The 15653-nt window shown below is 71.3% G+C and carries 15 protein-coding genes; all 15 read left to right on the forward strand.

Annotated elements, in window-relative coordinates; genetic code table 11:
• The first annotated feature begins 164 nt into the window (after nucleotides 1-164).
• The 15 genes from V7004_RS01735 (at nucleotide 165) to V7004_RS01805 (ending at nucleotide 15647) form a co-directional block, all read left to right on the forward strand.
• Nucleotides 165-821 (forward strand): TetR/AcrR family transcriptional regulator, encoded by a 657-nt coding sequence (locus tag V7004_RS01735; RefSeq protein WP_334141482.1) that lies wholly within the window; start codon nucleotides 165-167, stop codon nucleotides 819-821.
• Complete coding sequence (locus V7004_RS01740) at nucleotides 808-1920, forward strand: ferritin-like domain-containing protein (protein ID WP_334141484.1); 1113 nt, start codon at nucleotides 808-810, stop codon at nucleotides 1918-1920. The genes V7004_RS01735 and V7004_RS01740 overlap by 14 nt, the downstream gene beginning before the upstream one ends.
• An 88-nt stretch (nucleotides 1921-2008) precedes the next feature.
• Nucleotides 2009-2887, forward strand: a complete 879-nt coding sequence (locus V7004_RS01745; RefSeq protein ID WP_334141485.1) for an ATP-grasp domain-containing protein — start codon at nucleotides 2009-2011, stop codon at nucleotides 2885-2887.
• 51 nt (nucleotides 2888-2938) lie between these two features.
• Nucleotides 2939-3574: a hypothetical protein gene (locus V7004_RS01750; protein WP_334141487.1), complete on the forward strand. Its 636-nt coding sequence runs from the start codon at nucleotides 2939-2941 to the stop codon at nucleotides 3572-3574.
• Between the two features lie 14 nt (nucleotides 3575-3588).
• Entirely contained in the window at nucleotides 3589-4470 is an 882-nt protein-coding gene (gene dapA, locus V7004_RS01755; protein ID WP_442967990.1) for a 4-hydroxy-tetrahydrodipicolinate synthase, read from the forward strand.
• Complete coding sequence (locus tag V7004_RS01760; RefSeq protein WP_334141490.1) at nucleotides 4463-6127, forward strand: ribonuclease J; 1665 nt, start codon at nucleotides 4463-4465, stop codon at nucleotides 6125-6127. Before dapA ends, V7004_RS01760 begins: the two co-directional genes overlap by 8 nt.
• A gap of 21 nt (nucleotides 6128-6148) precedes the next feature.
• Nucleotides 6149-7150: a biotin synthase BioB gene (gene bioB, locus V7004_RS01765; protein WP_334141492.1), complete on the forward strand. Its 1002-nt coding sequence runs from the start codon at nucleotides 6149-6151 to the stop codon at nucleotides 7148-7150.
• 5 nt (nucleotides 7151-7155) lie between these two features.
• The gene (gene bsaP, locus V7004_RS01770; RefSeq protein WP_334141493.1) at nucleotides 7156-7335 is read left to right on the forward strand and encodes a biotin synthase auxiliary protein BsaP; all 180 of its coding nucleotides are present in this window, start codon (nucleotides 7156-7158) and stop codon (nucleotides 7333-7335) included.
• Between the two features lie 93 nt (nucleotides 7336-7428).
• The gene (locus tag V7004_RS01775; RefSeq protein WP_334141494.1) at nucleotides 7429-9903 is read left to right on the forward strand and encodes an FtsK/SpoIIIE family DNA translocase; all 2475 of its coding nucleotides are present in this window, start codon (nucleotides 7429-7431) and stop codon (nucleotides 9901-9903) included.
• A 6-nt stretch (nucleotides 9904-9909) separates the two neighbouring features.
• The gene (locus V7004_RS01780) at nucleotides 9910-10875 is read left to right on the forward strand and encodes a calcium/sodium antiporter (protein WP_334141495.1); all 966 of its coding nucleotides are present in this window, start codon (nucleotides 9910-9912) and stop codon (nucleotides 10873-10875) included.
• 58 nt (nucleotides 10876-10933) lie between these two features.
• Nucleotides 10934-11848 (forward strand): SMP-30/gluconolactonase/LRE family protein, encoded by a 915-nt coding sequence (locus tag V7004_RS01785; protein ID WP_334141497.1) that lies wholly within the window; start codon nucleotides 10934-10936, stop codon nucleotides 11846-11848.
• Between the two features lie 13 nt (nucleotides 11849-11861).
• A complete protein-coding gene (locus tag V7004_RS01790) occupies nucleotides 11862-12398 on the forward strand; it encodes an NUDIX hydrolase (RefSeq protein ID WP_334141499.1) in 537 nt (178 codons plus the stop codon).
• 45 nt (nucleotides 12399-12443) lie between these two features.
• Complete coding sequence (gene rimO, locus V7004_RS01795; protein WP_334141500.1) at nucleotides 12444-13754, forward strand: 30S ribosomal protein S12 methylthiotransferase RimO; 1311 nt, start codon at nucleotides 12444-12446, stop codon at nucleotides 13752-13754.
• Nucleotides 13751-14392, forward strand: a complete 642-nt coding sequence (gene pgsA / locus V7004_RS01800; RefSeq protein WP_334141501.1) for a CDP-diacylglycerol--glycerol-3-phosphate 3-phosphatidyltransferase — start codon at nucleotides 13751-13753, stop codon at nucleotides 14390-14392. Before rimO ends, pgsA begins: the two co-directional genes overlap by 4 nt.
• A gap of 19 nt (nucleotides 14393-14411) precedes the next feature.
• Nucleotides 14412-15647, forward strand: coding sequence for a competence/damage-inducible protein A (locus V7004_RS01805; RefSeq protein WP_334141502.1), 1236 nt, complete (start codon nucleotides 14412-14414; stop codon nucleotides 15645-15647).
• The last annotated feature ends 6 nt before the right edge of the window (nucleotides 15648-15653 follow it).

Here is a 15653-nt window from a genome sequence, read left to right on the forward strand (position 1 = left end):
CCCTCAACTATTCCGGCATGTCAAACGCGTGCCTGAGCACGCGTTTGACATGCCAGAACGCCCAGACCGGGGGCGATGAGGCCTGGAGTGAGCGGCAGATGAGACTGAAGTCACAGATGGCCGCTCTTGGCAATGAGACAAGATCAGCCTTATTGTCTTACTAGATGGTCGTCTTCAACGGGGGAGATGAGGGGGTGTCGGCGGTGACCAGTCCAGCCGAGCCCCGGTCAGACCGACTTGACGCGCGGATCGTGGCGGGAGCGCTTCGCTGCGTATCGCGCTCGGGTGTGCGGCGCACCACGCTCGACGACATCGCCCAGGAGGCAGGCTGCAGCCGGGCCACGATCTACCGGCTCTTCCCCGGCGGTCGCGACGTGCTGCTCCTGGCGGTGCTGGATGCGGAGGTCCAACGGCTGCTCCAGGTCATGCAGCGCAGGCTGGATCGGGCCGGGACCTTGGAGGAGGCGTTGGTGCTGGCGATCGGGGGCACCGCCGAGGTGCTGCGGGACCACGACGCGCTCCAGTACCTCCTGGCCAACGAGCCGGGGGTCGTGCTGCCCCATCTCAGCTTCGACGGCCTTGATCCGCTCCTCGAGCGAGCGGTCGCCTTCCTCGCCCCACATCTCCGCCGCTTCCTCCCCGAGGACCGCGCCCGCCGGGCCGCCGAGTGGGCGGCCCGCCTGGTGGTGGCGTACGCCGCCGACCCCGAAGCACCCATCGATCTCACCGATGAGGCCGACGTCCGTCGGCTGGTCTCGACCTTCGTCCTTCCCGGGCTCATCCCCGTTCACGAACAGGAGCAGACGCATGTCCAGCACTGAGGAGATCATCGGCCGGTCCGAGGTGAACGACCTCGAGGCGATCCTCGCCATCACCAACACCGACGTCGACGCGCTCGTCCATACGGTCAAGGACAACGCCGATGCCATCTTCACCTGGGACTACGAGAAGGGTGCGCGGCCCGCGCTCAACAAGCTCTACGAGAAGGCGAAGAACGCACAGTGGAACGGTGAGACCGACCTGCCCTGGGACACCGACGTGGACCAGGAGAAGGTGGTGCTCGCCAATGCGGCGGCCAACGGTCAGAGCGAGATGGACCTCAGCGGGACCTGCTTCGAGCACTGGGGCGACAAGGAATGGCTGCAGCTCGGCATCGAGTCACAGAACTGGACGCTCAGCCAGTTCATGCACGGTGAGCAGGGTGCGCTGATCTGCACCGCCAAGATCGTGGAGACCGTGCCCTGGATCGACGCCAAGTACTACGCCTCGACCCAGGTGATGGACGAGGCCCGCCACGTGGAGGTCTTCGCCAAGTACCTCGATGAGAAGCTGTCCGGGCATTACCCGATCAACGCCCACCTGCGGATGCTGCTCGACGACATCATCGAGGACAGCCGCTGGGACATGACCTACCTGGGCATGCAGATCATGGTGGAGGGCTTGGCACTCGCCGCGTTCGGCTTCATGCACAACCTCACCACCGAGCCGCTGCTCAAGCAGCTGCTGCGCTACGTGATGAGCGACGAGGCCCGCCACGTGGCCTTCGGGGTGCTGTCGCTCAAGGAGTTCTACGCCGAGCTGGATGCCAAGGAGATCCGCGAGCGCCAGGAGTTCGCGTTCGAGGCCGCGGTGCGGATGCGGGACCGGTTCCTCCAGCAGGAGGTGTGGGATCGCATGGGCGTGCCGGTCAAGGAAGCCGTGTCGCTGGTGATGGCCACGCCGGAGCAGCAGGTCTTCCAGGCGATGCTGTTCTCGAAGATCGTGCCGAACTGCAAGAAGCTGGGACTCCTCGATGCCGCGGACGGGTGGCTGCGCAAGAAGTTCACCGAGCTGGGCGTGATCATGTTCGAGGACTGGGCCGACACCGGCGAGGAGTACGACCAGTTCGCGCTCGGCCAGGAGGTCCCCGCCGTCTCCTGATCGGGTCGGCACCCCGAGCAGACGGGGGCGCCGTGATCGGGGTAGGGGAGCAGGGACGAGCCACGAGGCGCAATAGGATCCAGGGCTCGTGAGCGAGCCCCGGATCGCGTTCGTGACCGCCCCGGCGCTGCCCCACGAGGACGAGGACCGGCCACTGATCGACTCGGGTCTCGCTGATCGAGCCGTACGCGGTGAGTGGGTGGCATGGGACTCCGCCACCGTCGATTGGCGGGACTACGACCTGGTGGTGATCCGCTCCACGTGGGACTACCACCGCCGGCTCGACCACTTCCTCGAGTGGTGCACACGGGTCGAGTGTGACACCACGCTGTGCAACCCCGGCCCGGCCGTGCGGTGGAACGCCCACAAGCGCTACCTGCTGGATCTCGAGCGCTGCGGCGTGCCGGTGGTGCCGACCGTGCTGGTCGAGTCCGGGGAAGCCGATGGTCTCGGCATGATCCTCGACGCGCGGGGCTGGGACGACGTGGTGATCAAGCCCGCGGTGTCCGCCGGCTCGTTCGGCACCACCCGCCATCGCCTCGACGACCCGGATGGCGAGCGGGCCCTGGCCGCGCTGACCGCGCAGGGCGACGCGCTGGTTCAGCCCTTCCTGGACGGGGTGGAATCGCGGGGAGAGACCTCGCTGGTGATTGTCGCCGGCACGATCACCCACGCGGTGTCGAAGGTCCCCTCACCGGGTGAGTTCCGCGTCCAGCCGCAGTTCGGGGGCGGCGAGCGGCCGGTGGAGGCCACCACGGCGGAGCGCGAGCTCGCGACCCGAGCCCTCGAGGCGGCCAGCTCGATCGTCGGGCCGGTGCTGTACGCCCGGGTCGACTGCGTCACGGTCGACGGTGAGCCGCTGCTCATGGAGCTGGAGCTCATCGAGCCGGCGCTGTACCTGCCCCTGGGCCCACCCGCTGCCGCGGTCCGCTTCGTCGACGCGGTGGTCGAGCTCGCCACCCGGTGAACCGCACCCGCCCCGACGGCTGGGGTGAGGCGCGCTGGTAGGGTGCCGAGGATGCCCGCCGAGTCACCTGCCGACCTGCTCGTGCTGCTCGGGCTGCGGTTGAAGGGCTTCGCCGAGCCCGCCGCGCTGGCCGAGGCCGTGGGGCTCACGGTGGCCACGGTCGAGAAGCACCTCGAGGTGTTCGAGGCCGAGTCGCTGGTACGTCATCGCCAGGGCCGGGTGAGTGGTTGGACCTTGACCGCCGCCGGTCGGGCCGAGGGTGAGCGGCTCCTCGCCGCCGAGCTCGACGAGACCGGCACCCGCGAGCCCGTGGCCAGCGCCTATCGCTCGTTCCTCCGGCACAACCCCGCGCTCCTCGAGCTGTGCACCCGCTGGCAGGTGCGCGAGACCGGCGACGGCGCGGTGGTGAACGACCACACCGATCGCGGCTACGACCAGGCGCTGGTGGACGAGCTGGTGTCGCTCGACGCGGCCATCGGCCCGGTGTGCGATCGCCTGGCCGGCGCGCTCCAGCGCTTCTCCGGGTACCGTCCCCGGTTCACGATCGCGCTCGACCGGGTGCGCCGCGGTGAGCTCGACTGGTTCACCAAGCCGACGGTCGACTCGTACCACACCGTGTGGTTCGAGCTGCACGAGCACCTGCTGGCCACGCTCGGCATCGAGCGGGGCAGCGAGACCAGGGAGTGAGGGCACCAGAGACGATGGCTCGCTTCGGACGTGTGCTGACCGCAATGGTGACGCCGTTCGGCGCCGACGGCCGGGTCGACCTCGACGGCGCGGCTGCGCTGGCCCGATGGCTGGTCGAGCAGGGCAACGACGGGCTGGTGGTCACCGGCACGACCGGTGAGGCCAGCGTGCTCACCGACGATGAGCAGGTCGAGGTGTGGCGAGCGGTGCGGGCCGCGGTGGACGTCCCGCTGGTGGCCGGGAGCGGCACCAACGACACCAGGCACGCGGCGGAGCTGACCGCCAGGGCCGATGCCGCGGGCCTCGACGGCGTGCTGGTGGTGACGCCCTACTACAACCGGCCCTCGCAGGCGGGGATCGAAGCCCACTTCCGCCGGGTCGCGGCCGCCACCCGCCTGCCGGTCCTGCTCTACGACATCCCGGTGCGCACCGGGCGCAAGATCTCCCACGACGTGCTGGTCCGCCTGGCCCGGGAGGTTCCCAACATCGTGGGGGTGAAGGACGCGGCCGGCGACCCCGCCGCCTCGGCGCGCCTGCTGGCCGAGGCACCCGATGGCTTCGAGCTCTACAGCGGTGACGATTCCCTGACCCTGCCCCTGCTGGCCGTCGGGGCGGTCGGCGTCATCGGTGTGTGCACCCACTGGGCGGCGGCGCCGATGGGGGAGATGATCGCGGCATTCGAGCGCGGTGAGCTGGCCGAGGCCCGGCGGATCAACGCCCGGCTCCTCGAGAGCTACGACTTCGAGACCGGAGACGCCGCGCCCAACCCCATCCCTGCCAAGGCCATGCTCCGGGCGCTCGGCCAGCCGGCCGGCCAGTGCCGCCTCCCCATGGGCGACGCGCCGGCGGGCCTGGAGGACCGGGCGCTCGAGGTCTGGAAGAACCTGCATGGCTGAGCCGGTCCGGATCACCTTCCTCGGGGGCCTGGGGGAGATCGGCCGCAACTGCGCCTGTATCGAGGTCGAGGGCTCGATCATGCTGCTCGACTGCGGGCTGATGTTCCCGGATCTCGACATGTTGGGTGTCGACCTGGTCCTGCCCGACTTCACGTACCTGCGCGAGAACGCGGAGCGCATCGTGGGTGCCGTCGCCACGCACGGGCACGAGGACCACGTCGGTGGGTTCTCGTTCCTGCTGCGGGAGCTGTCCTTCCCGATCTACGGCTCCGCGCTCACGTTGGGGTTGGCGGGCAACCGCATCGAGGAGGCGGGGCTGCTCGACCGTACCGAGTTGATCGCGGTGCGCGACGGTGAGCGCCGCACCATCGGGCCCTTCGACGTGGAGTTCATCCCGGTCACGCACTCGGTGCCACACGGCTTCGCCACGGCGTTCCACACCCCACAGGGGGTCATCCTGCACTCGGGCGATTTCAAGCTCGACCTGAACCCGGTCGATGGCCGCCTCACGGACCTGGCTCGCATCGGTGCGATCGCCGACCATGAGGGGATACGCCTGCTGCTGTCCGATTCGACCAACGCGGACGAGCACGGCCACAGCTCGTCGGAGTCGAGCGTGGGCCAGGTGCTCTACGACCTGTTCCACCAGTACGAGGGGCGCCGCATCATCACCACGTGCTTCGCGTCGCACATCCACCGGGTGCAGCAGATCGCGGATGCGGCCCTCGCGTTCGGGCGCACGATCGCCACGATGGGCCTGTCGATGAAGCGCAACGTCAGCCTGGCACGGGCGATGGGGCTGCTGCGCATACCCGACCATGCGTTGCGAGACATCGAGGAGGTCGCCGATCTCGATCCCGCGCAGGTCTGCGTCATCAGCACCGGCTCCCAGGGTGAGCCGATGTCGGCGCTGGCGTTGCTGGCGGCCAGCGAGAACCGCTGGTTGCAACTCGGCCCCGGCGACGTTGTGATCATGAGCTCGCATCCGATCCCCGGCAACGAGGCCAACGTCAGCAAGGTGATCGACGGCCTGGTCCGGCTGGGCGCCGATGTCGTGCACTCGGGCATCGCCGACGTGCACGCCACGGGCCACGCCAAGCAGGAGGAGCTCAAGACCCTGCTGTCGATCACCCGGCCGGAGTGGTTCGTGCCGGTGCACGGCGAGTACCGCCATCTCGTGGCCCACGCCCGGCTCGCGACGGGCATGGGGTTCCGATCGGAGCAGGTCATGGTGTGCGAGGACGGGGACCGCCTGACGCTGCACGACGACGGCCTCGAGGTGCAGCGGGGCGCAGTGCCGGCCGGGTACCTCTACGTCGACGGCATCATCGGTGACGTGAGCGCGGGGGTGCTGCGCGATCGCCGGGTCCTGGCCGAAGAAGGCGTGGTGGTGGTCATCGTGGCGGTGGACGTCACCACCGGGGCGATCGTGACCGGTCCGGAGGTCATCACCCGGGGTTGGGTGCACGCTCCCGAGGCCGAGGACCTGCTCGACCAGTGCGCGCAGCAGGTGCGTGACGCGGTGAAAGACGCCTTCAACAAGGACGCCACCGACATCGAGAGCCTGCAGCGCCACGTGCGGCGGGCCGCGGGCCGTTTCGTGAACGAGCAGACTCGGCGCCGACCCATGATCGTCCCGGTGGTGATGGAGGTCTAGCCGGCGTTACCCTCGGCGGCCATGTCCTCCCGCACGCTCATCGCCGATGCCGAGGCCACACTGCTCGACCGCAAGGAGCAGCTCAGCCTGGAGGAGCTGGCGGCGCTGGCCGCGCTCCCGAGCTCGTCGGTGCCGTCGCTCGCCGCCCTGGCGCACGAGGTGCGCCTCGCCTGGTGCGGCCCCGAGGTCGAGGTCGAGGGCATCCTGTCGGCGAAGACCGGCGGCTGCCCCGAGGACTGCCATTTCTGCAGCCAGTCGGCCCGTTTCGAGACGCAGGTGCTCGCCACCCCGTTCCTCGATACCGACCAGGTGCTGCGGGCCGCCGAGGAGACCGCCCGGCTCGGTGCGTCGGAGTTCTGCATCGTGCTGGCGGTCCGTGGCCCGGACGAGCGCACGATGCAGCGGCTGCTGGAGCTGGTGCCGATGGTGCGCGACCGGGTGGGCATCAACGTGGCCGTGAGCGCCGGCATCCTCACCGACGAGCAGGCCCGCCGCCTGGCCGAGGGCGGGGTGCACCGCTACAACCACAACCTCGAGACCGCCCGGTCCTTCTTCCCGCAGGTGGTCACCACCCACAGCTGGGACGAGCGCTTCGAGACCTGCCGGCTGGTGCGCCGCCACGGTATGGAGCTGTGCTGCGGGGTGCTTCTGGGGATGGGGGAGTCGGTCGAGCAGCGCATCGAGCTGATCGGCCAGCTCCGGGAGGTGGCCCCGGACGAGGTGCCGATCAACTTCTTGAACCCCCGGCCGGGCACCCCGTTCGGGGATCGCCCGCTGGTGGAGCCGTTGGAGGCCATCCGGTGGATCGCGCTGTTCCGCCTGGGCCTGCCCGGTGCCATCCTGCGCTACGCGGGCGGCCGGGAGGTGACCCTGCGCGAACTGCAGGCCCTGGGCATGACCGCCGGCATCAACGCACTGATCGTGGGTAACTACTTGACCACCCTCGGGCGGTCCCCGGAGGAGGACCTGCAGATGCTCGACGACCTGCGCATGCCCATCGGGGTCCTGTCGAAGGTGCTCTAGGGCCGATGGACCCCTGGTGCCGGTGGTGCGGCGCCCGCGCCGGGGCCTGTGACCAGGTGGCCTGCCGGCGGGCGCTCGACCCCCCTCGCTACTGCCCGTCATGCGGTCGACGCCTGCGGGTGGTGGTCATCCCGACCGGCTTCGAGGCCACCTGCCGCGAGCACGGTTCGCTCCCACCCGCCTGAGCCTCACCCGCGAGGGCCCGATGCAGGTGGGCGCTGGGCGTCGCCCATGATCCGCCAGTGGCTGATGTTGCTGCTGTTAGCGTTGAGGCCACTGTGGCCACGAAGCAACGCAGCACGACGTCCTCGTCGCGCCCGAGGTCCACGCCCCCGGCACGCACCGGCCGAGGCGCGAAGGGCTCGACGTCCGGCAAGCCTCGCCAGAGGCGCCAGACGAAGGGCCGGTCCGGATCCGGCAGGTCCCGGTCGGGGAGGGGCGGCCTGGCGGCGGCGATCCGGGAAGCCTTCGCCGGCCACGGCCACGACGTCTGGGGGGTGGTGTGCATCGCCGCCGGCATCGTCGCCGCGCTCGGGGTCTTCGCCGATGCGGCGGGCCCGGTGGGCGAGGCGGTCGCCGGCATGCTCGGCTCCCTGGTCGGCCGCCTGGCGTGGCTGGTCCCGATCGCGCTGGTCGCCCTCGGCGCCACCCTCGTGCGGGGGCCCCGGGAGGGTGAGCGCACCCGGCTGCCGGTCCGGCCGATCATCGGCGCGGTGCTCCTCGCGGTCGCGGGCTCGGGGCTGCTCCATCTCGCCGGGGGCCGCCCGCCGCTCGACGCCCCCACCGCCGAGCTGGCTCGCGCCGGTGGCTACGCGGGCGCGCTCACCGGCGGTCCCCTGGGCGAGTTGCTCGGGGTGTGGGGGTCGGGATTCGTGCTCGGCGCCATCGCGGTGATCGGGCTGGTGCTGCTGACTGGCACACCGGTGCGCGCCGCGTGGGCGCGGGTCGCGGCGGTGTCGGCAGCGGTGGGCCGCGCCGTGCGGGACCGGTCGCGTCCCCTGTTCCACCTCGGCGACGGGGACCACACCATCGATCTGCGCGAGCAACGACCCGAAGGCGAACCGGACGAGGCTCGACCGGAGAACCGGCTCCCGGCAGTGGACGATGCCCCCACCGTGGTGGTGGCCGGGGAGGATCCACTGCCCGAGCCCGACGTCCCCGAGGAGGAGCCGGTGGAGCTCGAGCCCGCCGCCGAGCACCTCGTGCACGTTCCCGGGCCCGACGACGTGCCGGGTGAGGTCGAGCAGCTCGCCATCGACCTCGGTCCCGCTGCTCGGCCGCCGACCTGGAAGCTGCCACCGGCCAAGCTCCTCGACCGCTCCGAGGCCCAGGAAGTCGACCGGGCGTTCGTGGAGGAACAGGGCCGGACCCTCGAGAACGCCTTGGCCGAGCACGGGGTGCAGACCCGCCTGGTGGGCATGGTGGTCGGCCCGACGGTGACCCGCTACGAGCTCGAGCTCGCCCCGGGGGTCAAGGTCGCCAAGGTGACCAGCCTGCACCGTGACATCGCCTATGCCATGGCCTCGCCCGACGTGCGGATCCTCGCCCCCATCCCCGGGCGCCAGGCCATCGGGGTGGAGGTGCCCAACGCCAGGCGGCAGGTGGTGGCGCTGGGCGACATCCTCCAGTCGGAGGAAGCGAAGCGGGCCAAGCACCCCCTGGAGGTGGCGATCGGTCGTGACATCAACGGGCGGGCGATCCTGGCCAACCTGGCGACGATGCCCCACATCCTCATCGCCGGGGCCACCGGGGCGGGCAAGTCGTCGTGCATCAACTCCCTGATCACCTCGGTGCTGATGCGCTCGACACCCGACCAGGTGCGGATGATCCTCGTCGACCCCAAGCGGGTGGAGCTGGGCCAGTACAACCGCCTCCCGCACCTGCTGACGGGCGTGGTGACCAACCCGAAGAAGGCCGCCAACGCGCTGGCGTGGGCGGTGCGGGAGATGGAGCGGCGCTACGACCTGCTCTCGGAGGTCGGCTTCCGCGACATCAACGGGTACAACGCGGCCTACGACCGCGGCGACCTCGTCGACGACGCGCCCGGTGCCCCGCAGTACGAGCGCCTGCCGTACATCCTGGTGGTGGTCGACGAGCTCAACGACCTCATGATGGTGGCGGCCCGCGACGTGGAGGAGTCGATCTGCCGCATCGCCCAGATGGCCCGCGCGGTCGGTATCCACCTGGTCATCGCCACCCAGCGGCCGTCGGTCAACGTCATCACCGGGGTCATCAAGGCCAACATCCCGGCCCGCCTGGCGTTCGCGGTGTCCAGCCTGGCCGACAGTCGGGTGATCCTCGACCAGGGTGGGGCGGAACGGCTGGTCGGCAGGGGCGACATGCTGCTGCTCGGGCCGTCGTCGAGCGTTCCCCAGCGGATCCAGGGCGCGTGGGTGACGGAGAAGGAGGTCCGCAACGTCGTCGCCCACTGGCGGCGGCAGTCTCCCGAGGTGGTCTACGTCGAAGGGGTCGAAGGTCCCGACGACGCGGAGCCCGGCTCCGGTGGCGGGGGCGCCGGTGGTGACGACGACGACGATCTGCTGCTCCAGGCGATGGAGCTCGTGGTCCGCTCCCAGCTCGGGTCGACCTCGATGCTGCAGCGCAAGCTCCGGGTGGGATTCGCGCGTGCCGGACGCCTCATGGATCTGCTCGAGCAGCGTGGCGTCGTCGGCCCCTCGGAGGGCTCGAAGGCCCGTGCGGTGCTCATGACCCCCGAGGAGCTCGACGAGGTCCTGGCCGCCCAGGCCGGCTGACCGTCCGTGCTCCTCGCGGTCGCGTCCGTCCTCGCCGGTCTGGGGCTGCTCACGCAGGCCGCCGACCACTTCGTGCTGGGATCGGCTCGCCTGGCCCGCCTGCTGCAGCTCTCGCCGGTGATCGTGGGCGTGGTGGTGATGGGCTTCGGGACCAGCGCACCGGAGCTGTTCGTGTCGGGCCTGGCGGCTGTCGAGGGCAACGTCGACCTCGGGGTCGGCAACATCCTCGGCTCGAACGTCGCCAACCTCGCGCTCGTGCTCGGGTGCGCGGCACTCGTGCGCCGGGTCGGCGTCACCTCACGGGTCCTGCGCCTCGAGGTCCCGCTCAGCGCGGCCGCCACGGTCGGGTTCGCGGTGATGGTGATGGCCGGTCGCCTCTACCGGATCGAGGGCGCCGTGCTGCTCGTCGGCTTCGCGGGGGCGATGTGGCTGCTGGTTCGGGCCGCGCTGCGCAACCGGGAGGACGAGCGACGCCTCGTCGCCGAGGTGGAGGAGGAGACCGACCACGAGCGCGTCTCGCCCCGCCGGCGGCCGCGGGAGCTGCTGCGGGTGGTGCTGGGGCTCGCCGGCGTCCTGGTGGGGGCACAGCTCCTGGTGAGCGGGGCCACCGACGTGGCGGAGCGGCTCGGTATCTCCCAGGGGATCGTCGGCGTGACCCTGGTGGCGGTGGGAACCTCGTTGCCGGAGCTGGTGACCGCGATCGCCTCGTCACGCCACGGCCACGACGACCTGATCGTGGGGAATGTGCTCGGCTCCAACCTCGTCAACAGCCTCGCCGTGGGAGGTGTGGTGGCGCTGGCCGGCGCCGGCGCGCTCGCCGATCCCGGGGTCGCCCGGCGGGCGGCGGTGGCGTCGATCATCGTGGTCGCCGTGTCGTGGGTGGTGATGGGCCGGCGGCTGCTGGTGGACCGGGTCGAGGGAGGCGTGCTGGTCGGCCTCTACGCCGCCATGGTCCCACTGCTGGTGTTCTGACTCGTGAGCTGAGCGCTCGTGGTGAGCGGCGGCGGTTCCCGCGTGCTAGGAACCGGCCATGAGCGAGCTGGTGGAGTTGGCGTCGGGGCTGAGGTTCCCCGAGGGCCCGGTGGCCATGCCCGACGGCAGCGTGCTGCTGGTCGAGATCGCCCGGGGCACCCTGAGCCGGGTGCGTCCCGGCGGCACGATCGAGGTGGTGGCCGACTGTGGTGGGGGTCCGAACGGCGCGGCCATCGGGCCCGACGGGGCCGTGTACCTCTGCAATAACGGCGGCTTCTTCGACTGGAACGAGGTCGAGGGCATCGGGCTGGTCCCCTCCCCGGGCTCGGCCCACGCGGGCGGTTCGATCCAGCGGGTCGATCCCACCACCGGTGAGGTGCGGGTGGTCTACACCGCCTGCGGCGGCGACCCGCTCATCGCACCCAACGACCTCGTGTTCGACGTGCACGGCGGCTTCTGGTTCACCGACCACGGCGTCACCGGTGACTCGACCCAGGCCGCCGTGCTCTACGCCCACCCCGACGGCTCCCGCATCGAAGGGGTCGTGTACGGGCTCGAGAGCCCCAACGGCATCGGCCTGTCGCCCGACGGGTCGCGCCTGTACGTCGCCGAGACCCACCACGGCCGCCTCTGGGTCTGGGAGGTCACGGGCCCCGGTCGGGTGGCGATGTCGCCCTCGTCGCCGGGCAGGCACGGTGGCGAACTGCTCCACGACGCCCCGGAGGGCCAGCTGTTCGACTCGCTGGCCGTCGACGGCGACGGGTGGGTCTGCGTGGCGACCATCGTCAACGGCGGCATCACCTGCGTGTCGCCCGACGGCTCGACCGTCGAACACGTGCCCGTCCCCGACACGATCGTTACCAACATCTGCTTCGGAGGTGCCGGAGGCCGTACCGCGTTCGTCACCGCGTCGGGCACCGGCAGGCTGTTCGCCTGCGAGTGGCCCCGCCCGGGCCTGCCCCTCGCGTTCTGAACCGGCCGCCCCGATGCGCTGGACGGTCCACGGTAAACGCACCCTGTACCGCAGCGACTGGCTGCGCCTGACGCTGGTCGATGTCGAGGTGCCGGGCATCCGGCGCTTCGAGCACCACGTGGTGCGATCCACCGCACCGGCCGTCGGGGTCATCGTGCACGACCCCGACCGCGGGGTGCTGCTGCTCTGGCGGCACCGCTTCATCACCGACACCTGGGGCTGGGAGATCCCCGCCGGTCGTGTCGACCCCGGTGAGAGCCTGGAGCAGGCCGCGGCCCGCGAGGCGCTGGAGGAGACCGGTTGGCGGCCCGGCCCGCTCGAGCGGCTGGCCAGCTGGTTCCCGACCAACGGGTTGTCCGACCAGTCGTTCACCGCGTACCTGGCGAGCGGCGCGGTGTACGTCGGCGAGCCGACCGACCCCTCGGAGGCCGAGCGGGTGGAATGGGTCCCGGTGGATCGGGTGGTCGAGCTGCTGGCGCAGGGCGCGGTGACCGACGGCCTGTCGCTCACCGGGCTGGCCACCGCGCTCGCCCTCGGCCGGTTGCGCTGACACCGCTCCGGCGGCCGGCAGGTGGCGCTCCGGTACGATCGGGGGATGGCGCGGACCTTCTGGGTGGAGACCCTGGGCTGTCCCAAGAACCAGGTGGACTCCGACAAGCTGGCCGGCACGCTGCTGGCGGAAGGCATGGCCGCCGCGCCGGCACCGGAGGACGCCGACCTGGTGGTGGTCAACACCTGCGCCTTCGTGGAGGATGCCAGGGCCGAGTCGATCGAGACGATCCTCGCGCTGGGCGACGCCCGGCGGCCGGGCGCGCAGCTCGTGGTCACCGGCTGCCTGGCGGAGCGCTATGGCGAGGAGCTGGCGGCGGCGTTGCCGGAGGCCGATGCCGTGGTCGGCTTCGGGGTACCGGTCACCATCGGCGCGAAGCCGACCATCCCGTCGTTCGATCTGCTGAACCTCCCGCGCCCGGCGGTGTCGGCCCCGTGGGCGTACGTGAAGGTCGCCGAGGGCTGCGACCGCAAGTGCGGCTTCTGCGCGATCCCCAGCTTCCGCGGGCGGCAGCGGTCGCGGGCCCTCGACGACGTGCTGGCGGAGATCGACGGGCTCGAGGTCCGTGAGGTCGTGCTGGTCGCCCAGGACCTCGCCAGCTACGGGCGGGACCAGGGCCGGGGCGCCAGGCAGCTCGGGCTGCTGGTGCGTGAGGCGGCCCGGCGGGTCGACTGGGTGCGGTTGCTGTACCTCTATCCCTCCGAGCTGTCCGACGAGCTGATCGACACGATCGTGGCTACCGGTGTGCCCTACTTCGATCTCTCCCTGCAGCACGTGTCGGCGCCGTTGCTGCGGCGCATGCGCCGCTGGGGTGACGCCGGTCGGTTCCTCGAGCGCATCGATCGCATCCGCCGGTCGGAGCCCGGGGCCGTGCTGCGTACCAACTTCATCGTGGGCTATCCGGGGGAGACGGAGGCCGATCACGACGCGCTGCTCGCCTTCGTCGAGCAGGCACAGCTCGACTGGTGCGGGTTCTTCGCCTTCTCCCGCGAGGAGGGCACCTACGCGGCCGGGCTCGACGGCGAGGTCCCGGCGTCGCTGGTGGCCGAGCGGCTGGCCGAGCTGCGCGAGCTGCAGGACGCCATCACCGCGGCCAAGCGCGACGAGCTGCTCGGTAGCCGCGTCGAGGTCCTGGTGGAGGCGCCGGGGCAGGCCCGCAGCTACCGGGAGGCACCCGAGATCGACGGGGTCATCACGGTGCCCTCGCACCTCCCCGTCGGCGACTTCGCCGAGGTCGAGATCACCGGCGCGGCGGGTCCCGATCTGGTGGCGGTGCCGGTCGCCGGGGTGCCCGTCGGGGTCCCGGCAACGGCGCCGACTCCTGCCGGTGTGGCGGCCGGGCGGGCGGGGTCATGAGCGACGTGGAGCCGGGCGAGGGCCGGGCGAGCGCCCCGGCACGCCCAGACGCATCCGTCTACGGTCCCTCGGCGCTGGCCACGCCGGCGAACTTCGTCACCGTCGTGCGGCTGCTCGCCGCACCGGCCTTGTTCGCCATGATCGCCGACACCGTGGCCACCTGGCCCAACTTCGTCTTCTGGACCGTGCTCGCCGCCACCGACTTCGTCGACGGGTTGATGGCCCGCCGCTACGGCACCACCCGCAGCGGCGCCTTCCTCGATCCGCTGGCCGACAAGGTGCTGGTGCTCGGGGCCATGTTCGCCCTGGTCGCCGCGGACGCCTTCCCGCTGGTGCCGGTGGTGGTGATCGCGGCCCGCGAGCTCGGGATCTCGCTGTTCCGGGTGCAACTCGCCCGCCACGGGCTGGCGGTGCCGGCCCGCCCGAGCGCGAAGGCCAAGACCTTCCTCCAGGCGCTGGCCGTCGGCGCGGCCCTGATGCCCTGGCTGGTGCCCTACCGCTGGATCGCCAACTCGCTGCTGTGGGCCGCGGTGTTCTTCGCCCTGGTCAGCGGCGGCCAGTACCTGCTCGACGGTCGACGGGCAGCCACGACCATGTCCCGCGATCCCGGTGGCCATCACGGCCCGGCCGGCGGCTGAGCGGCGAGAGCGTCGAACGATGCGCTGCGAGGTCGTCGCGGTCGGCACGGAGCTGTTGCTCGGCCAGATCGTGGACACGAACTCGGCGTGGATCGGTGAGCAGCTCGCCGTCGCGGGCATCGACTCGCACTTCCAGACCAAGGTGGGCGACAACCGGGAGCGGATCGGACAGGCGTTGCGCATCGCGCTGGATCGCTCCGACGCGGTGATCGTGTGCGGCGGGCTCGGGCCGACCCCCGACGACATCACCCGCGACGTCATCGCGGAGGTGATGGGGGTCGAGTTGCAGCGCGACCCGGAGGTCGAGGAGCGGATCAGGGCGATGTTCGGCGCTCGGGGTCGCGAGATGCCCGCCAGCAACCTCCGCCAGGCACTGGTGCCGGCCGGGGCAGCCGTGATGGCACAGCAACCGGGTACCGCCCCCGGGCTGATCTGCCCGGTCGGCGACAAGGTGATCTACGCCGTCCCCGGCGTGCCCTACGAGATGCAGGAGATGGTGGCGGGCACGGTGATCCCCGACCTGCGGCGACGGGCCGGTGAGCAGGCGGTGATCCGCAGCCGCGTGCTGCGTACCTGGGGCCAGTCCGAGTCGGGTCTGGCGGAGATGCTCGCCGGGCGCATCGAGGAGCTCGATCGGTCAGGTCGGTGCACGCTGGCGTTCCTGGCCAGCGGCATCGAGGGCATCAAGATCCGGGCCACGGCCAAGGCGGCCACCATCGACGAGGCCGACGCCATCCTCGACGCGGAGGTCGAGCTGCTCGAGCAGCTCCTCGGTGATCTGGTCTTCAGCACCCACGACGAGTCCATGGAGGAGGTCGTCGTGGCCATGCTGCGCGACCGGGGACTCACCCTCGCCACCGCCGAGTCGGTCACCGGCGGGCTGGTGTCCGCCCGGGTGACCGCGGTGCCCGGCGCGAGCGAGGTGTTCCGGGGTGGGGTGGTCTCCTACGCCAGCGAGGTGAAGTTCGACGTGCTGGGGGTGCGCCGGGGCCCGGTGGTGAGCGACGAGGCGGCGATCGAGATGGCGGAGGGAGCCTGCCGGTTGCTGGGCGCGGACTGCGCGGTGGCGGTCACCGGGGTGGCCGGACCGGCCGAGCAGGAGGGTGTGCCGGTCGGCACCGTCTTCATGGCGGTGACCGTCGAGGGCGACACCCGTTCGGCCATGGTGCGCCTGCCCGGCGATCGGGAACGGGTCCGCCAGTTCGCCGCCATCTCGGTGCTGGCCATGCTCCGGCGAGCGTTGCGGGGCCGCTAGGTGACC

The sequence above is a fragment of the Rhabdothermincola sp. genome, from assembly GCF_036846205.1.
In the GTDB taxonomy this organism is placed as follows: domain Bacteria; phylum Actinomycetota; class Acidimicrobiia; order Acidimicrobiales; family Acidimicrobilacustridaceae; genus Rhabdothermincola.

Coding starts and splice junctions, on each gene's coding strand:
- dapA (WP_442967990.1), top strand. CDS start 3,589: ATGGCTCGCTTCGGACGTGTGCTGACCGCAATGGTGACGCCGTTCGGC.
- V7004_RS01790 (WP_334141499.1), top strand. CDS start 11,862: ATGCGCTGGACGGTCCACGGTAAACGCACCCTGTACCGCAGCGACTGG.
- V7004_RS01785 (WP_334141497.1), top strand. CDS start 10,934: ATGAGCGAGCTGGTGGAGTTGGCGTCGGGGCTGAGGTTCCCCGAGGGC.
- bioB (WP_334141492.1), top strand. CDS start 6,149: ATGTCCTCCCGCACGCTCATCGCCGATGCCGAGGCCACACTGCTCGAC.
- bsaP (WP_334141493.1), top strand. CDS start 7,156: ATGGACCCCTGGTGCCGGTGGTGCGGCGCCCGCGCCGGGGCCTGTGAC.
- V7004_RS01805 (WP_334141502.1), top strand. CDS start 14,412: ATGCGCTGCGAGGTCGTCGCGGTCGGCACGGAGCTGTTGCTCGGCCAG.
- pgsA (WP_334141501.1), top strand. CDS start 13,751: ATGAGCGACGTGGAGCCGGGCGAGGGCCGGGCGAGCGCCCCGGCACGC.
- rimO (WP_334141500.1), top strand. CDS start 12,444: ATGGCGCGGACCTTCTGGGTGGAGACCCTGGGCTGTCCCAAGAACCAG.
- V7004_RS01735 (WP_334141482.1), top strand. CDS start 165: ATGGTCGTCTTCAACGGGGGAGATGAGGGGGTGTCGGCGGTGACCAGT.
- V7004_RS01750 (WP_334141487.1), top strand. CDS start 2,939: ATGCCCGCCGAGTCACCTGCCGACCTGCTCGTGCTGCTCGGGCTGCGG.
- V7004_RS01760 (WP_334141490.1), top strand. CDS start 4,463: ATGGCTGAGCCGGTCCGGATCACCTTCCTCGGGGGCCTGGGGGAGATC.
- V7004_RS01740 (WP_334141484.1), top strand. CDS start 808: ATGTCCAGCACTGAGGAGATCATCGGCCGGTCCGAGGTGAACGACCTC.